Source organism: uncultured Sutterella sp. (assembly GCF_937923675.1).
Classification (GTDB): Bacteria; Pseudomonadota; Gammaproteobacteria; order Burkholderiales; family Burkholderiaceae_F; genus Sutterella.
Window position 1 is genome coordinate 1 of sequence record NZ_CALDXB010000030.1, and the last position, 17,612, is coordinate 17,612.

The 17,612-nt window shown below is 59.4% G+C and carries 14 protein-coding genes; 6 read left to right on the forward strand and 8 right to left on the reverse strand.

The window, feature by feature from the left end; all coding sequences use genetic code 11:
* The first annotated feature begins 134 nt into the window (after positions 1-134).
* Positions 135-449: a hypothetical protein gene (locus tag Q0106_RS04030; protein WP_297609157.1), complete on the forward strand. Its 315-nt coding sequence runs from the start codon at positions 135-137 to the stop codon at positions 447-449.
* Positions 450-637: 188 nt separating this feature from the next.
* On the opposite strand, the gene Q0106_RS04035 is transcribed toward Q0106_RS04030, so the two are convergent.
* The 7 genes from Q0106_RS04035 to Q0106_RS04065 all read right to left on the reverse strand — a co-directional run bounded on the left by Q0106_RS04035 (position 638) and on the right by Q0106_RS04065 (position 9,610).
* Positions 638-2,437: an FAD-binding protein gene (locus tag Q0106_RS04035; RefSeq protein WP_297609160.1), complete on the reverse strand. Its 1,800-nt coding sequence runs from the start codon at positions 2,435-2,437 to the stop codon at positions 638-640.
* A 158-nt stretch (positions 2,438-2,595) separates the two neighbouring features.
* The gene (locus Q0106_RS04040) at positions 2,596-4,047 is read right to left on the reverse strand and encodes an FAD-dependent oxidoreductase (protein ID WP_297609162.1); all 1,452 of its coding nucleotides are present in this window, start codon (positions 4,045-4,047) and stop codon (positions 2,596-2,598) included.
* The gene (locus Q0106_RS04045) at positions 4,044-4,760 is read right to left on the reverse strand and encodes a response regulator (RefSeq protein ID WP_297609164.1); all 717 of its coding nucleotides are present in this window, start codon (positions 4,758-4,760) and stop codon (positions 4,044-4,046) included. The genes Q0106_RS04040 and Q0106_RS04045 overlap by 4 nt, the downstream gene beginning before the upstream one ends.
* 2 nt (positions 4,761-4,762) lie before the next feature.
* A complete protein-coding gene (locus Q0106_RS04050) occupies positions 4,763-6,448 on the reverse strand; it encodes a PhnD/SsuA/transferrin family substrate-binding protein (protein WP_297609166.1) in 1,686 nt (561 codons plus the stop codon).
* A 400-nt stretch (positions 6,449-6,848) separates the two neighbouring features.
* Positions 6,849-7,424 (reverse strand): pyridoxamine 5'-phosphate oxidase family protein, encoded by a 576-nt coding sequence (locus tag Q0106_RS04055; RefSeq protein WP_297609168.1) that lies wholly within the window; start codon positions 7,422-7,424, stop codon positions 6,849-6,851.
* A gap of 315 nt (positions 7,425-7,739) precedes the next feature.
* Positions 7,740-8,093, reverse strand: a complete 354-nt coding sequence (locus Q0106_RS04060) for a cytochrome c3 family protein (protein WP_152158144.1) — start codon at positions 8,091-8,093, stop codon at positions 7,740-7,742.
* A gap of 20 nt (positions 8,094-8,113) precedes the next feature.
* Positions 8,114-9,610, reverse strand: coding sequence for an FAD-dependent oxidoreductase (locus Q0106_RS04065; RefSeq protein WP_297609172.1), 1,497 nt, complete (start codon positions 9,608-9,610; stop codon positions 8,114-8,116).
* Between the two features lie 212 nt (positions 9,611-9,822).
* Between Q0106_RS04065 and Q0106_RS04070 the strand changes: the two genes are divergently transcribed.
* Genes Q0106_RS04070 through Q0106_RS04080 form a run of 3 tightly spaced genes read left to right on the forward strand, consistent with a single transcriptional unit; the run spans position 9,823 to position 12,963 of the window.
* On the forward strand, positions 9,823-11,676 hold the full coding sequence (locus Q0106_RS04070; RefSeq protein ID WP_297609175.1) for a sensor histidine kinase: 1,854 nt from the start codon (positions 9,823-9,825) through the stop codon (positions 11,674-11,676).
* Complete coding sequence (locus Q0106_RS04075) at positions 11,673-12,275, forward strand: response regulator (protein ID WP_297609178.1); 603 nt, start codon at positions 11,673-11,675, stop codon at positions 12,273-12,275. Before Q0106_RS04070 ends, Q0106_RS04075 begins: the two co-directional genes overlap by 4 nt.
* A 37-nt stretch (positions 12,276-12,312) precedes the next feature.
* The gene (locus Q0106_RS04080) at positions 12,313-12,963 is read left to right on the forward strand and encodes a heme-binding beta-barrel domain-containing protein (RefSeq protein ID WP_152158147.1); all 651 of its coding nucleotides are present in this window, start codon (positions 12,313-12,315) and stop codon (positions 12,961-12,963) included.
* A 94-nt stretch (positions 12,964-13,057) separates the two neighbouring features.
* On the opposite strand, the gene Q0106_RS04085 is transcribed toward Q0106_RS04080, so the two are convergent.
* Positions 13,058-14,668, reverse strand: coding sequence for an AAA family ATPase (locus Q0106_RS04085; RefSeq protein WP_297609182.1), 1,611 nt, complete (start codon positions 14,666-14,668; stop codon positions 13,058-13,060).
* 215 nt (positions 14,669-14,883) lie between these two features.
* Between Q0106_RS04085 and Q0106_RS04090 the strand changes: the two genes are divergently transcribed.
* Both Q0106_RS04090 and Q0106_RS04095 read left to right on the forward strand, forming a co-directional pair.
* Positions 14,884-16,539 (forward strand): AAA family ATPase, encoded by a 1,656-nt coding sequence (locus tag Q0106_RS04090; RefSeq protein WP_297609185.1) that lies wholly within the window; start codon positions 14,884-14,886, stop codon positions 16,537-16,539.
* Between the two features lie 84 nt (positions 16,540-16,623).
* Positions 16,624-17,610: a LysR family transcriptional regulator gene (locus Q0106_RS04095; RefSeq protein ID WP_297609188.1), complete on the forward strand. Its 987-nt coding sequence runs from the start codon at positions 16,624-16,626 to the stop codon at positions 17,608-17,610.
* Positions 17,611-17,612: the final 2 nt, after the last annotated feature.

The window sequence follows — 17,612 nt, forward strand, 5'->3', positions numbered from 1 at the left end:
CCTTGTCGCCATGCAGCTTCAGGGGGTGGTGTTACCGGATTTCTGGGAATTCACGTAGTTGTAAACACTATAAGAATCAAGATTTTAGGATTAATTTTCAATGTCAATAAACCATTCCGGGCCGGATTTCGGGCATGAAAAAAGCCCCAAAAATGAGGGAAACTCATCTGGGGCTTGTACGAAATTTCAACTTGTTGATTTTTAGGAACTCTTCATGGTGCGAAGATCTGAGGTTCTTTTACTTAACAACTGCCTCTACAGAAAAGCCTCAACATCGGATCGGTGCTGAGGCTCTCGGCGTTGTTTTGGGTACTGTCGGCGAAGTGGAAAAACTGGCTTTCCGAATTTATGGAAGCCCCCTCAAAATAAAAAAGGAGAAGGTCAGCTTCTCACGTTGCGACTGTGTATCTTTCGAAAGCAATAAACAAATTATTATTAATGAGCCGTAAATGGTGCAGGCGGCCATGACAAAGTGCAGTTGCCAATAAATCATGAACCATCTCGTCTATGGATGACGGATGGGAAGCTGATCAGCCGCAATGGCAGCTTGGATCAGAAAGCGAAACCTCCGGAGCATTGCTGCCGCCGGAGGCTTCCTCTGTACCGAAGACGATCTGGCACGCCTTCAGCGTGAAGGTTACTTCTTCAGGTTTTCGATCGCCGATTCAGCAGCGACATAACCCGAGACGATGACCCAGGTGTTCTTCATCGTGGTGAGGGCGTCAGCACCGTTAGCACCGCCCACAACGCTGCCGGCACCGTAAAGGTTGCCGATGGGCTTCCCTGCAGTGTTGAGGATGCGCATGTCGGCGTCAGCCTTCAGGCCGCCGAGCGTCGTCTGGTAGCGGCCCTTCTGCTCGATGATGTGGTAGGGGCCTTCGCCGATCGCCTTGAGGGTCGTGCGGCCGAAGTCCGCATCCTTGCCCGCCTTCACAAACTCGTTCCAGCGCGCAATCGAAGCCTCGACGCCGGCAGCGTTGATGCCCATTTCCTTCGAGCAGTGCTCGATCGTGCCTTCGCAAATGATGGGCTTGCCGTTGTTGCGGATCGACTTCCAGCTCTCAAAGATGTCCTTTGAGGTAACGGTATGGTCGTCGATCGCCTTCTGCTGATAGATCTGCCAGGCGGCGTTGTCGAGCACCAGGTAGAGCGTGTAGTCCTTCTGGCTCATCGTCGCGCGGGCGAGGGCATTGAGGGACGAATTCTCGTTGATCACGCGCTTGCCGTCGGAATTGACGTAGATCGCGCTGTTGCGGACGGCCAGGGTCGAGGAGCCCGTCGTATCCATCGAGCGGCCGGGCTGGACTTCGAGGCCGTTCGGATAAACGGTGATGCAGTCCATGTTGATCTGATCAGCACCGATTTTCCGCGCCATCTTGAAGCCGTCGCCGGTTTCCGTCGGAATGCCGTAGAAGAGCGCGTGCTTGGCGATTTCAGGAACCATCTCATGGTCTGCGCCGTAGCCGCCCGAAGCCAGGATGAAGGACTTTGCCTTGAATTCATAGGGCTGATCGTTCACGCCCGTCGCGCGGACGCCGATCACGCTGCCGTCCTTGTCGGTTACGAATTCCTGCGCGCGAACGTCGGTCATGATGACGCCGCCGTGCTTCTTGTAGATGTCGAGCATCTGCTCCTGCCAGTGCAGCGAATTGCCCTTGGCGCTGATCTGACGGGCGGCGCTGTGGCCGGGGAACTTGACCCAGGCGGCGCCGTATTCGATCTTGAGGTCGTCGATGAGCCAGTTGCCCACTTCGCCCACGCGTTCTGCGGCCATGCGGGCGAGCACCTTGTCGTTTCGGTTGTCGCCGCCGACAAGCATGTCCTTATAGAGGAGCTCGGCGCTGTCGTTCTTTTCCTTCATGACCTCGCGCTGATAGCGCGTGCCCGTGGCGGCAAGACCGCCGTGGTTGAGCGCCGAAACGCCGCCCACTGCCGCGCGCTTCTCCATCAGGATGACCTTCTTTCCGGCGAGAGCTGCCTTGACAGCAGCGGTGATGCCGCCGTTGCCCGCACCGATCACGAGGATTTCGGAATCGACTTCCTTCACGGGCGAGCCGGCGAGGGACTGGTGGCCCACGGGCTTCGTGAACTGGGAAATGTCGGCGCCTGCGTTCTTGAGCGCAGCCACGACGGCGTTGATGATGGCGTTCGAGGTGAGGGTAGCCCCGCTGATCACATCGACCTTGGCCGTCTGGTTCTCAACGATCGCGGCAGGGATGCGTTCGATGGCGGGATCGGAAATGCCGACGGATTCCTTGTGGCTTACAACGTCGACCTTGGCAATGCTGCCGGCCTTGAGCGTGACTTCAACCGTGACGGGGCCGTTGCGGCCCATGCTTTCGCCGCGATAGGCGCCGTCGGCGGGAGCCGCAGAGACGGCGGCCGCAGCGAAGGCGGCGGAAATGGCGATGGCGGCGATGGCAGGCTTCATCTTCATGATGTGGTTTCTCCTTTGTCCTTTGGCGCTCCGGCGGGGCGCTTTTCTGTGGATGCGCGGAATTTTTCCGCGTTCACCACTTTTCCGCCATAAACATTTGTTGAGTGGCGGTTTGGGAAAGGATGAAAGACGACTCGCAGGATGCGCGCGAATTCGCGTCAGAGCCGTGCTATGTCCGCGCCTGCGAGACGCCCGAATGTGAGGCAGTCGCTGAGGCCGTTGCCGCCCATCTGGTTGTCGCCGTGAAGGGACCCGGCGGCCTCACCGGCTGCGTAGAGCCCAGGAATGACGCTCCCGTCGGGGCGCAGCACGCGGCTCCAGGCGTCGACCCGAATGCCGCCCTGACAGGCGTGGCGCGTCATGCCTGCGTAGCATCCCCAGAAAGGCGGCGTTGCGATGCGGGACGCCCGGACAAGGTTCTTGCCGAAGGCGTCTCGCTGAATCTCAATGCCGTCGTTGTAGCGCTGAATGGTTTCCGAGAGCGCTTCGGGAGGCATCCCCATCGCGCGGGCAAGCTCCGGGATGCTCCGGGCAACAAAGGCGTCTCCGGTTTCGACGCCCCAGACCGTTTCCTTCTGAATGAGCACGTTGTAGCTTCTCAATCCCTCGTCGTCGACGACCGCAAAGGCCGTCTGCCGGGGAAGCGCCAGAACGCGGTCGCGCAGAATGTCGCGCCGGGCATCTTCGCGCACGAATCGGCGGCCGTCCGGACCAACGAGAATGAAGCGGTCGACCTCGTTGTGAAGACGCACGCGGTGACTGCGCCCTGGAGGGGATCCCGGCTGACACTGGATCTTCTCCATGTCGACGAGGGCGGCTCCCGCCGCGCGGGCGGCAAGGAGCATTTCGCCCGTGATGCCGGGGGCGTTGTTGTGGGTGAGATTCGCAAAGCGCGGCGCAAACTCGCTGATCATCGCTTCGCTGGCGGCGTAGCCGCCGCTGGCAATGAGAACGCCTTTGCGGGCGCAGAATCGCTCGGGAGCGGCGCCTTCAGAGCGGACTTCGACGCCGCGGACGGTTCCGTCCTCGGAGAGGAGCCGCACGACGGAAGCGCCGCATCGAATCTTCACGCCGAGGCGGTTCGCATGATCGAGGAGCGTGCGGATGTAGCCCGATCCATTCGGCATCAGAGGCTTTGAAGCTCGCGGGAAGTGTTCGCCCGAAACGGTATAGATGCGCGGCGAGAATCGCATGCCGTGCGCCTCGAGCCATTCGAGCGTCATCCCGGCTTCGCGGGCGAAGCGCCGGATGCGCGCCCTGTCGGCGGTCGGCCCGGCGTTCTCGAGAATGTCCGCTTCAAAGCGCTGCCAGTCGTCGAGGATGTCCTCCGGGATCTGCCGCTTCGGCGCGGGGGCAGAGTAGTAGCCGCTCGCAATGAGCGTGTTGCCGCCCGGAGCGGCTTCCTTTTCAAGCACGAGCACGGATGCGCCGTTCTCCGCCGCGCTCACGGCTGCGGCAAGTCCCGCGCCGCCAGCACCGGCGATGATGATGTCGAAGCCGGGGAGATTCCGGAGAGTCCCGCGCGCGGCCGCCTCGTGGAGGAAGGTTCCTGCAAGGGACGCGGCCAGAAGCCGGCGCCGCAGGAGCGACAGTGGGGAAGCGCTGCTCATCGGGAGTTACTCTCTTCGCCGACGCCTGCGTCCTTATCAGGAGCGCTCTCCGGAGAAAGCATCCGGACAGTGACGAAAGCCCTGGATTCGGATTCGCCGGCTATAAGCCCGGCGGCCCGGAGCTTCCCGAGAATCTCAACAGGCGAATGGATGCCGAGCTTGCGGTAGATGCTCATGCGGTGGATGCGGACGGCCTGTTCGGAGATGCCGAGGGCGGCGGCAGCAGGCTTGTTCGGAATCCCCTGAGCGGCCTGCAGCGCGACTTCGAGCTCCCGGGGCGTAAGGCTTGCGACCCTGCGGCGCAGGCTCTCGAGCTCCGCCTTTTTCGTCCTTTCCTCAATATGCCACTCGAGAAGTGTGCGGCAGGCCTCGGCGAGTGTTTCGGCTTCGACGGGCTTCTGCAGAAAGTCTGCTGCGCCCCGCTTGACGGCAAGGAGCGCCATGTCGATGTCTCCGTGGCCCGTGAGAAAGAGAACCGGAAGGTCGATGCCGCGTTTTCTTAGGACTTCCTGACATTCGAGCCCCGACATGCCGGTCATGCGCACGTCGAGCACGACGCAGCCCGGGCGGGCGAAATCGTCGAATTGAAGGAATTCTTCTCCTGATGAGTACGTGCGGACCTCCATGCCGGCAACGTTGAGGACGAAGGAATGAGCGCGCAGAAGCGCTTCATCGTCGTCGACGAGTCTAACGAGAGGAGGAAGCAGGGGCATTTTTAGTCCTTTCCTGAAAGGGGAAGAGAAAGGCAGGCGCATAGACCGGGGCCGGGAGATGCAGGTTCATAGTAGAGGCTTCCGCCATGCGATTCGGCAATGCGCTTCACCAGCATGAGGCCGAGTCCGAGCCCTTCGGGCTTGCTGCTCGCTGAGGGAAGTCCGAGGCTGCGGATTTGCTCTTTGCTCATGGGGAGCCCTCTGTCCTGCACAGCAATGACCAGACGTTCCCGTTCGACGCGTGTGAAGATTTCTATATCCGGGCGAGAACTCTCTCCTGCATTATGCGAGGAGGAAGCTGCATTCTTGATGAGGTTGAGGAGCGCAAGTTCGATTTCAAGGGGTTCTGCAAGGATGCGGATGTCGGAGGCGGGTAGAGCAATTTCCATTCTGGTTGTTCGCCCTGCAGCGGTTCCGCAGAAGGAGTCGACTGCACGGGAAATGAGTTCGGCTGCGCAGAGAACCGAGCGGGGATGTTCGCGGTTTTTGGCGTAGCTGCTCACATGTTCAACGATGCGCGAAATCCTCGCCGCTTCTTCATTGATGCCTTCAGCGGCTTGAGCTACGAGAGGAGAGATGCCGCCCCGCTGCTTCATGAACATGCGGAGTCCCCCGGAATAGGCCACGAGGCTTGCAAGCGGCTGTCGCACTTCATGCACGAGCATGGAGCAAAGACTCGAAATGATTCCGGCGCGCTCCATCAGGTAGAGGCGTTCCCGTGCCTCCCGAGCGCTCTGGTTCGCAAGCGTGAGTTCCTCGGTTCTGCGACGAACCAGGAGATTCGCGCGTATGGAATGAAGGAGCATGAGAAGAATTAGGGCGAGGCAGGCAAGGATGGCGGTTTTGTAGCGCTTCCAGAGAACGAAAGGGGAAATTTCGTTGAGGTAGCTGTAGGGACCGAGCCTCAGCACCTGGTAGACCTTCTCGACGGGCGTGAAGTTGTCGGCAATGCCGAGGGCGTAGCCGCCCCGCGAGGCCGGCAGCGTGAGCGCGGCGATCATGAAACCTTTGAGAAGGTTCGGGTTGAGGCCGGAAGCCGAAGCGAAAACGATGTCGGGGAAAAGCGGGCTTGAAACGATGCAGGAGAGGGCGGACTGGGGCCGGGGATTGACGACCCGCAGCGCATTTTCCGGAACTGCGCCCTGGGCGAGAAGTTCCTCAATGCGGCATGAGGGAAGAACGGCCGCTTCGGCTCTCCCCGCGAGCACTTCCATGACGGGATCGGCCTGGCCGTAGCCTGTAACAACTGCGCGCTCATCGAGCGCTTTGACATTCACGCCTTCTGTTTCGAGCATGGCCTTGAGTACCAGCCAGGTGCTCACGTCGTTGCGGTCGTAAACGGCAAGGCGCTTTCCGGCCAGGTCGGCAAGCGTTCTGATGGGGCTGTCGGCCTTTCTGAGGACGGTCAATGCGGCCGACTGCGAGGGATCGGAAGAGCGCGGCGAAATGCGCGAGCCGATCTGCACGGCCTTTCCCTTGAGGCGCAGGCTGCTGAAGATCCCGCTGTCGGCAAAGAAGAGATCGACCTCATTTTTCTCAACGGCTTCGACGAGCGCGTCGATTCCGAGCATCCGGCTTTCAAAGCGCATTGCAGGGAAAAGCGTGCGCAGATGGAGCATCGTCGGCGCAAAGGTCTCGATATAGAAGCGCGGTTCGAGCGTTTCCTGCACCGCGACGCGGACTACCACCGGCCGCTGTTGAGCAAATACGCTGCTTCCCGAAAGCGCCAGGCTCAGAAGGAGAAGGATCGGGAAGAAGAGGCGCATGCGGGACGAGTCGAATCAGGAAAACCGGAGGGAACGTAAGCGAGAGATTCCGCGGCAGTAAGGTACTCGCCGCTTCCGCAGACGCTTATCCTGAGTATAGGGCTTCCTTAAGTTCATTCTGGAAAGCCCTTCGTGCTCCCGGTACCCGGCCTGGCTGCACATTACTTTTTTGAACGGTGGTCCCAACGATTATCTTGACAGCGGGTACTGTCTCATCTGCTCTATCTTCAGGCTACCCGAACAACTTGGGCTTCCTCCGTGCCTTTATGCAAAGAAGCGGGCGGCCGAAATGGATCGCCCGCCTTCATAACGAGACAAAGGATTAAAGCGGCACGTCCTTCAACCATGCCGAGGGCCCCATGTCCTGCACTTCGTAGACGCTCTTGCCCTTTTCCCATTTCGCCGCGCCGCGGGCCTTGCCGGTGATTTTCTCGATCTCAACCTTCCAGATCATGGCGAGCGGACCGCGAACCTTGAACTGAACGTCGTTTCTGACCTTGCTGTTGCCCGGAGCATGGCGCCTGAGAATCGCTTCAAAAGCCTCCCGCCATTCCTTTTCATCCGTGACCGGATGGACCTTGCCCGTGACAACTGAGGAGGCAAAATCGACCGAATACCATTGCGGCAGCGTCGTTGCCTTGGCGATGAAGCAGAGCGAGACGTTCGGGTTCATGAGCATGTTGTCGGCCTTGCGGCCTCCGGGCAGACCGGTCGAGTGAAAGTAGAGCGCGTCGCCGACCATGACCGGGGAAACCGGGACGGCATAGGGAAAGCCTTCCGCATCGCAGGTTGCAAGGACGGCATGTTCAGCGGCCTCTATCACTTCACGGGCCTGATCGAGCGTAAGCTCGCGGGCCTTGCGCCGCATCGGGCGGTTGACGGTGGATTCGTTTGGCACGGCAGCATCTCCTTCTCTGATCCATGCATTTCGTATGTGGTCGCCTGCGCCGGCGGGCGCAGCAGGAACGATCATACGTCGGGAACAATGTCGGACTTATCAGTACTTGATCCAGTGATCCTCCGATCGGCAGCGATTGAAGGCTCGGTGAATCTGCAGATGGTTGAGAGCCCGGGCTTTCAGAAAAATAAGGAAAAAATCCAATAAAAAAAGACCTCAAACCGCATTGCAGTGCGATCTGAGGTCTTTTGCAATTGCTTTTTCACTCTTCAGGCCCGGAGGTCTTCCCCGGGAGCCCGAAGGAGCGTTCCGCGATTACTTGCTGTGCGGAACCTGAAGCGAGAACTGATGGCACTGGTTGCACATGAGTTCGGACTTCTGGTGACCCTTGTGGCAGTCCGTGCAGTTGACGTCGCCCAGGTGCGAGTAGTGCGGATTGGGTTCGTCCTTGGCGGTCTGCTTAGCGAGCGCCTCATAGCTGTGGCACTGCTTGCAGACGTCCTTCTTCACCTTCGCGCCTTCGGTCGGCGCGGTCTTGTGGCAGGTCTCGCACTTCTGGCCGTGGGCAAGATGGAAGTCAGCCGTGTAGTCGGAAGCAAGCGCCGACGAGGAAAAAGCGGTGCCGAAGCAAAGCGCGGCGGCAAGAGCGATAAAGGTATTCTTGGTCATTTTGAATTTCTCCCCGTGATTCAGATCTTCGCCTTCTTGGCGCGGGCAGCCATTTCGCGGGCTGCAATGCGGCCGAAGACCGTAGCGGCGCCCAACTGCGCGCCGCCCGCATAGTTGAAGTAGAAGATGCCGCCCGCGGCATTGCCCGCGGCGTAGAGGCCGGGGATGCTGCCGCCGTCAAGGCTCTGAATCTCAGCCTTGGTGTTGATGAGCGGGCCGCCGAAGGTGGCCGTCATGCCGCCCTGGAAGGGAACGGCGTAGAACGGGGCCTTCGCAACGGGGTGCGGGTTCTTGTAGGTGCAGGGAGGCGTCATTTCGTCGAGCTTGCCGGCGGCAAGCGCGTCGTTGTAGGCCTTCACTTCCTTGAGAACGTTCTTCTCGGGGAGGTTCACCTGCTTGCAGAGGGCTTCAAGCGTATCGGCCTTACCGTAGGGGCTGTTGAGGCGGTCGAACTTGGCGATCACCTTCTCAAGCACCGGGCAGGTGCTGTCGACGATCACCCAGGCCTGGTTGTCGAGCGTCTGGAGCGCCGTCGTGCGGGCCTTCACCACGTAGGTGTTGTTCTCGTCCATGAAGCGCTTGCCGGAGGTGTTGACCTGAACGCCGTAGCCGGAATTGAGCACGTCGGCGGGGTTCACGTGCGTGACGCCGATGATCGGGCCGCAGTGGAACTGGTCCATGTTCACGAACTTCGCATAGAGCGGAAGCGTGAGGGAAACGTTTTCGCCGGTGGTCGACTTCGAGCCGCGCAGCACCATGCGGGTGGCCCAGCCGCCGATGTAGCGGTCGACCATTTCAGGGTTGGCGGAGAAGCCGCCCGTCGTGAGGCAGACGCCGCCCTTGGCGAGCCATTCCTTCTGGCCTTCGTCCGAGAGGGTCTTCACGCCCGTCACGCGGAAGTGGTCGTCGTGAAGGAGCTCGATCACCTTGTGCTCGTAGCGGATTTCGATGCCGCGCTTCTTCGCGGCGGCAAGGAGGTACTGCACGAGGCGGGCGCCGCCCGTGATGCCGTCGCCCAAGACGCGGCAGGTGCGGCCGAGACGCGGATAGGGCATCGGACGGATCTTGCCGAACTTGACGCCGATATCCTTTTCAAGCCAGTCGATGCCTTCGGAAATGTTGTCCGTGTAGGTGCGGTTCAAGGACTTGTCGCCCATCTGCTTGGAGATGTCCATCATCATGGCGTAGAAGGCGTCAGCCGTATCCTCGATGCCCTGTTCCTTCTGGTGCCGGGTGCCCCAGCCGCAGATGGAGCCGAGGGCGAAGATGGCGTTGCCGTCCGGACGGTCGCGCTTTTCAAAAAGCACCACCTTGGCGCCGAGATCGTGCGCCGTAATGGCGGCGATCAGGCCGGCAGGACCGGCGCCAACAATGATGGCATCATAGACCGGGTCCTTCGCCTTGCCCGCGGTCTTGGCTTCGGCAGCGCCGGCAATGCCGGCGGCGCCGGCAGCGGCTGCGCCGAAAATGGAAGTCTTCAAGAGGCCGCGGCGGGTCATATCCGTGCTCGACATCATGCTTCTCCTGTTTTTTGTTGTATATGAATGCTGAAAGGACTTCAGATAGTCCCTTTGGAGTCAGCCGGAAGTGTAGGTGCACCCCACCGATAAGTATGGTTGCTTCAGGACAAGAAAAAGGACTTTTCTGAAGCGAGCCTTAAAGCTTCTCCAGGGTTTCCCGACAGACGTTCTGTAGACTCCATTACATTGATCCTCCGGCATTTTTCCCCATGAATAAGGCCATTCCTTCTCTCTTTTTGGCAGGCTTTCTCCTCCTTTCTCTCTCCGGTATTTCGAATGCTGAGGGAGGCGCAGCTCCTGAGGCTCCGGCGCAAAGGCAGATCCGCGTGGGCGTCGGCGCCTTTGCTCTTCCCGAGCAGCGGGATGAATTTGATGCGGCAACCCTCACGACGCTCTTTGATACCTTCGGGATTGAGAACGTGACGGTGACGGACTACACGGTTGCCGATCTCGAGAAGGCCGTGAAGGCGGGCGAGGTCGACGTCTTCGTGAGCAGTTCCGGGGCGGCAAGACGCTTTGCGCCCATGGGCGCGAGGCCCCTCGCGACATCCGTGGCGCCGGGCCTGAGGGATCCCAACCACAATGAAGGCACGGCGATCATTCTCCGCAGGGGAGATTCAAGAACGCTCGCCGAACTCGAGGGCGCAAGACTTTCGGCCAACATGGCCTGGGGCTTTTCGGGCTATCAGATCGCGATGGGGGAGGTTGCTGCGCTTGGGAAGAATCCGGACAAATTCTTCGGCCGCACGCAGTTCTTCAACCGCAGCGACTCGATGGAGTCTGTTGCCCGGTCGGTCGCTTCCGGGACGACGGACGTCGGGTTTCTGAGGCTCTGCGCTTTTGAGGAATTAAGCCGCAAGCATCCGGATGTGACGGGAAAGCTCCGCGTCCTTGCGCCCCCGAAGGGCGTCGACACGAGCGCGGTCTCCTGCGTTGCGAGCACGAGGCTCTACCCGGCCCACAGCCTGTCCGTCATGCCTACCGTGACGCCCGAGCTCTCGCGAAAGCTCCTCGTTGCGCTCCTCACCATGCCCGCGACGGAAAGCGGCCGCGAATGGTCGGTCGCGACGGACTTTCATGCGGTCGACAAGCTCCTCGAGGACCTGAGGATCGGTCCCTATGCGTATCTCAGGGACTGGACGATGAGCCGCTTCGTCAATGCCTTCTGGCCCTATCTCCTTATTCTTCTTCTTGCGGTCGCGGGGCTCGCCTATCACGGCTGGCGGCTCAGAGTCCTCGTGGCAAGGAGAGAACGCGAGCTCGAGGAAGTGCACGTCCGCGAAGTCGAGCAGAGTCAGAGAATTGCAATGCTGCAGCGCGCCGGCGCCGTGGGGCAGCTCTCAAGCCTCATCGCGCACGAGGTGCATCAGCCGCTCTCTGCCATCCGACTCTTTGCCGAGGGGCTTGAGCGGAGGGCTAAGGCCGGAACCGCCACGAACGAGAGCGTTCTCAAAATCGCCGGGAGGATCGCCGGACAGGCCGAGCGCGCGGGGGCGATCGTCGACCGCGTGCGGGACTATGCGCACCAGCGGGAGCCCGTTTTCCAGCGGATCCGGGTAGCGGATCTCGTCCAGCACATTCGGGAAACGTATCCGAAGCTCGAGGCAAAAACCGAGGTGATCATTTCCCGGGAGGCGCGGCATTCGGAAGTGCGCGGGAGCGTTCTTGAGCTCGAGCTTGCCGTCGTGAATCTCATCCGCAATGCCGTGGAAGCCGTTCGCGGCGTCGAGAGCCCCCGGGTCGTCCTCGAAGTAAGCTCTTTCGGGAACAAGGTGCGCTTTGAGGTTTCCGACAACGGCCCGAAGCTTTCCGAAGAGAAAATCCGCGCGCTCGCATCTCCTATTTCAAGCGAGAAGCCCGAAGGGCTCGGCCTCGGTCTCTCGATCGTGAAGCACCTCGTGGAGCGCCACCAGGGCGAACTCGTCTTCCGCTCCGGCGGGGGAGCCGCAGGGGACGGGCTCGCAGCGGATATCATCCTGCCGACGGCCTCCCCGGATGCGGGGAATGAGAAGGAAATGACGGAAGAAAAGAACGAAAGAAACGAAAAGGAGATCCGCGCATGACGAAGTCTGAAGAACCGCTCATCCGCATCGTCGACGACGACGAAGCGCTCTGCGAGGCGATTTCCTTCGTGCTTGAGGGCGAAGGCTATGAGACCGCCGTTTATCAGAGTGCGGAAAGCTACCTCGAAAAGGATGATCCATCGAGGTATGGGGTGCTCCTTCTTGACGTCAAAATGGGCGGCATGAGCGGTCCGGAACTTCAGGAAGCGCTCATCCGGGCCGGGCAGAAGATTCCCATCATCTTTCTTTCCGCGCACGGCTCGATCGACCTTGCGGTCGACCTGATGCAGAAGGGCGCGGTGAGCTTCATCCCGAAGCCCGTGGGATCCGAGAAGCTTCTCGCGACGATTGAGCATGCCTTGAAGGATGCTCCGGTCTTCGGCGCTTCGCACGCAGAAGCAAAAATTGCAACAGATCCTTTAAGCGATCGGGAGGAGCAGGTAGTGCGTTTGGTCTGCGAAGGCCTTACCAACAGGCAGATTGCCGAACGGCTCGGCGTCTCGAAGCGCACAATTGAATTCTTCCGCGCCAATGCAATGCGCAAGCTCGGAGCTCATAATGCGAAGGAGCTGCAGCATCGATTCCAGCTCAAGTACTGAGGACGAAGCTGCCGTATTCCATTTTCAGGATAAGACCATGCATCACGAAGATATTTACACCGAGACCCCCGCAAGCCCGGATACGCTTGCCAACCTCGGCCCCCTCGCGCCTCTTGCCGGCACCTGGTACGGTGCTGACGGCGTCGATACGCATCCGGTCGCCGAAGGCACGGAATCCGAACCCTTCGTTGAAACGCAGACCTATGAGCTGCTCGACCCCCAGAACAGCGGCCCGCAGCTCCTTTACGGCCTTCGCTACCACGTGGCGATCACGAAGCCCGGCGAACTCAACGCCTTCCACGATCAGGTGGGCTATCTCCTCTGGGAGCCCGAGACCGAAACCGTCTTCATGACGCTCGCCATTCCGCGCGCTCAGGTCGCGATGGCGGTCGGCAAGGCGAAGCCCGGCGACAAGCAGATTCACCTGCGCGCCGAACGCGGCTCGACCATGAACGGCATTGCTTCGAACCCGTTCCTTGAGAAGAACTTCCGCACCGAGTCCTGGGACATCACGTTCACCTTCAATGAGGACGGCTCCATCTCCTACGAGGAAGACACGGTGCTCGTGATTCCGGGAGTCGAAAAGGAATTCCATCACACGGACAAAAACACGCTCCGCATGATTGCCGCTGCCCGCCCGAACCCCGCGATGGTTCAGGAAGGCCTCATGAACCGCAATCCGAAGTAATCGCGCGGCTCTGATCTCGTTTGAATGAGAAAAAGGACGGATGGCCCGGGAAATTCTCCGGGATCCGTCCTTTTTTTGCGCCGCTTGGGACGGGCTATGCCGCGGCTCCAGGCACGACTTCCCAGCGGTCAAACCGCCTTTCCCTGCCGTTGAAGACCATGGCGACGGCAATGAGCTCTCTGCCGTGAGGCGCTTCGCCGTACCTGCGATCCCGGATCTGCATGACGGCGCTCCGGAGGAGCTTTTCGGCATTTGTGCCGTCAGCGGAGAATTTGAGTTCGAACACCCAGCGGCGATGAGGCGTTTCCACCTCGAGATCGCTTCTTCCGAGTGCGGAATGCTTTTCCACATCCGGCACCATTGCGCCGCCCATCAGAAGTACCAGGAGGTGGCTCCTGCAGGAGGCTTCATTGACAACCGGATAGCGTGAATAGTCGATGGCGTTGAAGACCTGGTTGAAGTGCGCAATAACCGTTTCCGGGCGTTCCCGGTCGAGCATCTTCGCGAGCCGGGAGACGCCGGCATCGAGCCGGTTGATGTTGCGGAGCATTTCGTCCGCATAAAGCCGCGCCATGGAAAGCTCGACTTCCTTATTCGGATATCCCACCTCGACTTCCGCGACGTTGAGCTGCTCTCTGATTGTGAGGTAGCCCGCCTGAAAGAGAAGCGCCTCGACCGAAAGCTTGTCGTACTGGCGGACGGCGCCCAATTCGTCGAGCGTCATGGCGACGGGAACGTCGAAGGACTCCGGCCGAACCAGCTGATGCTTCTCGAGGTATTTGAGTAGGAGCGAGGGCTGCCCGCCGCTTTCGTACCAGTAGTTTTTGAAGCCCTGCTGAGGATACTTGAAGAAGTTGAGGACCGACCACGGGCAGAACACGTGGGATTGAGCGGAAGGCTCAAACGAGAAGCCGTCGTAGTTGTCCCGAAGGTTTTGAAGCACGTGTCTTTCAGTGGTGCCGAGCTTTTCCGCGGCATTCCGAAGGTATGCAGCAAACCCCGATTTGATTTCCTCTTCGGTATAGCCGAGAAGCGTTGCATAGGCCGGATTTAAAGTAATGTCGTCGAAGTTGTTGAGTTCGGAGAAGATGCTGGTTTGACTGTATTTTGTGATGCCGGTCATGAAGAAGAACCGGAGGCAGCCTTCATATCGTTTGATGACGGCGTAAAAGCGGCTCAGGACTGTCCTGATCTCATTAAACAGACGGGAATTCTCGAGATGCGCGGTGAGCGGCGCATCGTATTCGTCGATCAGGAGAACAAAGCTGTTGGATCCCAGAGTGGAAAGCCAGAGCTTGAACTGATCGAGAAAGAGACTCACGGTGTTTGTCGGGTCGTACCGGAAGCCGATATCCGCAAAGGCGGTCGCAATCATGCTGCGAAGCGACTTTTGGAACTCTTCCGCGGATGGGAGATCCTTCAAGTCGGAGAAGTCAAGCCTGGCGACCGGATAAGTTTTGTCCTTCCAGAGCTTTTCAATCATGAGGCCCGAAAAATCCCGCAGGCCGTTTTTGAAAAGCGATTCAAAGGTTGATACGAGAAGGGACTTCCCGAAGCGCCGCGGGCGGACGATGAGAATCTTGCTGCGGACGGAAGCGAGCTCGTAGATTAGAGCGGTCTTGTCGATGTAGATCTCGTTGGAGTTTCTGAGCGCAGCGAAATCTGATGTCCCGAGAGGGAGTGCTTTTCCCGGTAGAGCATTCATTTGAGCCTCTGGAGACATCTTTGTTAATGGCAGAATCCATTCGTGATTCCCGTAAAACCATGAGGTTACGGGACGATTGCCAAGTCTAAGGCATTCGCAGTGCGGCAGGTGCCGATGCTGCTGCGTTGGCATCCGGCTGGAAGGATGCGCTCCTGCGCTTCAAAGCGGCGGAGGCCTTCGGAAGCTTTGTTAGACTGCCTCGCAAAGGAGACGAAATGAAAACGGTATCCCTGGGCATTGAGGATTTCGGTCGAATACGGGCATCGAATTATTTCTATGTCGACAAGACGGCCTTCATCCGCGACTGGTGGGAGAACGCGGCGCTCGTGACCGTGCTCACGCGTCCGCGTCGATTCGGCAAATCGCTCATGATCGATACAGTGGAGCGCTTCTTCACAGCAGCGGAAACCAATCAGGAAGCGCTTTTCGGGGATCTTGAAGTCTGGTCAAGCGAGGAGATGCGCAGTGTCGCCGGAAAGATTCCGGTCATCCGTCTTTCTTTTTCCGGCGTCAAGGCGCCGACCTTTGAGGAAGCGCGCGATCTGATCGTGCTGGCGCTTCGGGAACTTTTTGGTAAATTTCCCTTTTTGACCTCAGCGCCTGAGCTTGATGACGAGGAGCGCTCCTACTTCGCGTCATTCGGGCTCTCTTCAAATCCTGCACTCATTAAATATAGTCTCCGGTTCCTCTCGACTGCACTTCATCGGGTTTACGGCGTGAAGCCCATTATTCTGCTCGATGAATACGACACGCCGATGCAGGAGGCATGGCTTAACGGCTACTGGGATGCACTGGCGCAGTTCGTCCGTGCCTTCATGAACCTTTCCTTCAAAGACAATCCCAGTCTGGAGCGCGCGCTTCTGACGGGCATTACCCGGGTCAGCAAGGAGTCCATTTTTTCGGACCTCAATAATCCGGATGTCATAACGGTGCTGTCGGATGAATACCAGACGGCATTCGGCTTCACGGAGGCCGAGGTTGCGGAAGCATTGAAGGAATATGGTCTCAGCGATCTGGACGATGTGAAGACCTGGTATGACGGGTTTTCTTTCGGCTCCGTGAAGGGCATCTACAATCCGTGGTCGGTTACGAATTACCTCAAGAAAAAGCGTCTGGCTCCGTATTGGGCCAATACGAGCAGCAATGAGCTCGCGGGCCGCCTTGTGCAGACCGGCAATTCGGACGTCAAGCAGGCCTTTGAGAGCCTCTTGAACGGCGGGTCCGTAACGGTTTCGCTCTGTGAGGAGATAGTCTTCCAGGACATTGAGACGAGTCCGGCGGCTTTGTGGTCCCTGCTTCTTGCAAGCGGCTATCTCAAAGTCGTGCGTCAGGCGGATGACGACCACTACGAGCTCGCACTCACCAACCTGGAGGTGCTTAAAACCTTCGATGCGCTCATCGGCCGGTGGTTCTCGAGCGCACAGGAATCGAACTATCCCGACTTCATCGAAGCGCTCCTTACCGGCGACATTGAGAACATGAACTTTTTCCTCAACCAGCTCACGTGTTCGGTCTTCAGCTTCTTTGACGCCTCGGGTTCCGAACCGGAGCGGTTTTACCACGGCTTCGTTCTCGGGCTTCTCGTCTCACTCCGGCGCCGCTATGTCGTGACAAGCAACCGGGAGAGCGGGCTCGGGCGGTGCGACGTGATGCTCGAACCGCTCGACAAATCGAAGGACCTGGCCTTTATCCTCGAATTCAAGGCAAAGCGCCCGGGAACATCCGGGACGCTCGAGGATGCAGTGAAGGAAGCGCACGAGCAGATCGAGAGAAAGCGCTATCGCGAGGAGCTCATCGGCCGCGGCATTGAGGCTTCCCGAATCCGCGTCTTCGGGTTCGCGTTTGAAGGAAAGCGCGTGCTGGTCGATTGATAAGCGGAGTAAAAGCCGGGAAACGGTAGAATTCTTGAAAGCGTCTAATGCGCTTTCTCTTCCTCTGTCTTTCCCGTCGCGCTCATGAAATGCCTTCAGAATCTTCTTGCCTGGCAGGTTTTCGTTGCCGCCTGCCGCACGCGCAGCATTTCTGAGGCCGCGGTGCTGGCGGACATTGATCTCCCGAAAGCCTCGCGGCTGATTGCGGGCCTGGAGAAGGAACTGGGAAAGTCTCTTTTCGACAAGACCCGCCGCCCGATTCAACCGACGGCGGAGGCGGAGAAGCTCCGCGCAGCGATCGAACCCCTTGTAACGGGCTTCCAGGAAATTCTGGAGCCGAAGAAGGATGAGGCGGGCGAGCAGATCATCCGCTTTGCGGCGCCGATTGAACTCGCGCAGGAATACTTTTCCGAGCAGCTTTTGCGCTACAGCGGCCTTTTTCCGGGCGTCGCCTTTGCGGTTGTGCCGGAAACAGGGCCCGATGAAGTGCGCCGGGGCGAGGTCGACGTAGCTGTTCTCAACCGCAGGCCCGCGGACCCGGCAGGCCTCATCATCCGCAACTACAACAATTCCACGACGGTGCCGCTCGCAACGCCCGAGTACCTCCGTCGCGCCGGGATCCCGGAGAAGCCTTCAGATCTTGCGAAGCACGAGGGTCTCCTTCTCAAGGCCTACAACGACGAAGCCGTCACCGGGGAGCTTTTCTGCGGGAAAGCCTCTGAACCCCTTGTCTGGCGAAAAACCTTCGTCACGCACGACCAGCTCACGCTGAAGCGCCTTCTTCTCGAGCACCACGGCATTACGGTGGATCTTGCGCTTCTGCACGTCGAGGATGAAATCCGCGAGGGACGGGTGGTTCCGCTTCTCGAAGGCTGGACCCGGGCGCCGCGCTACATGTGCCTGGTCGACCGGCGGGAGGAGGAGCTCAATAACGCGAAGCTGAGGAACTTTGTCCTCTGGATGACGGCGACCGCCCGCGAAGACATGCAGAAGCGCACGGTCGACAACTTCACGTGGCTGCGCGACGCCTACAGGCGCTTCGCTGAGGCGCGCGCTGCTGGCCTCGTCTGAAG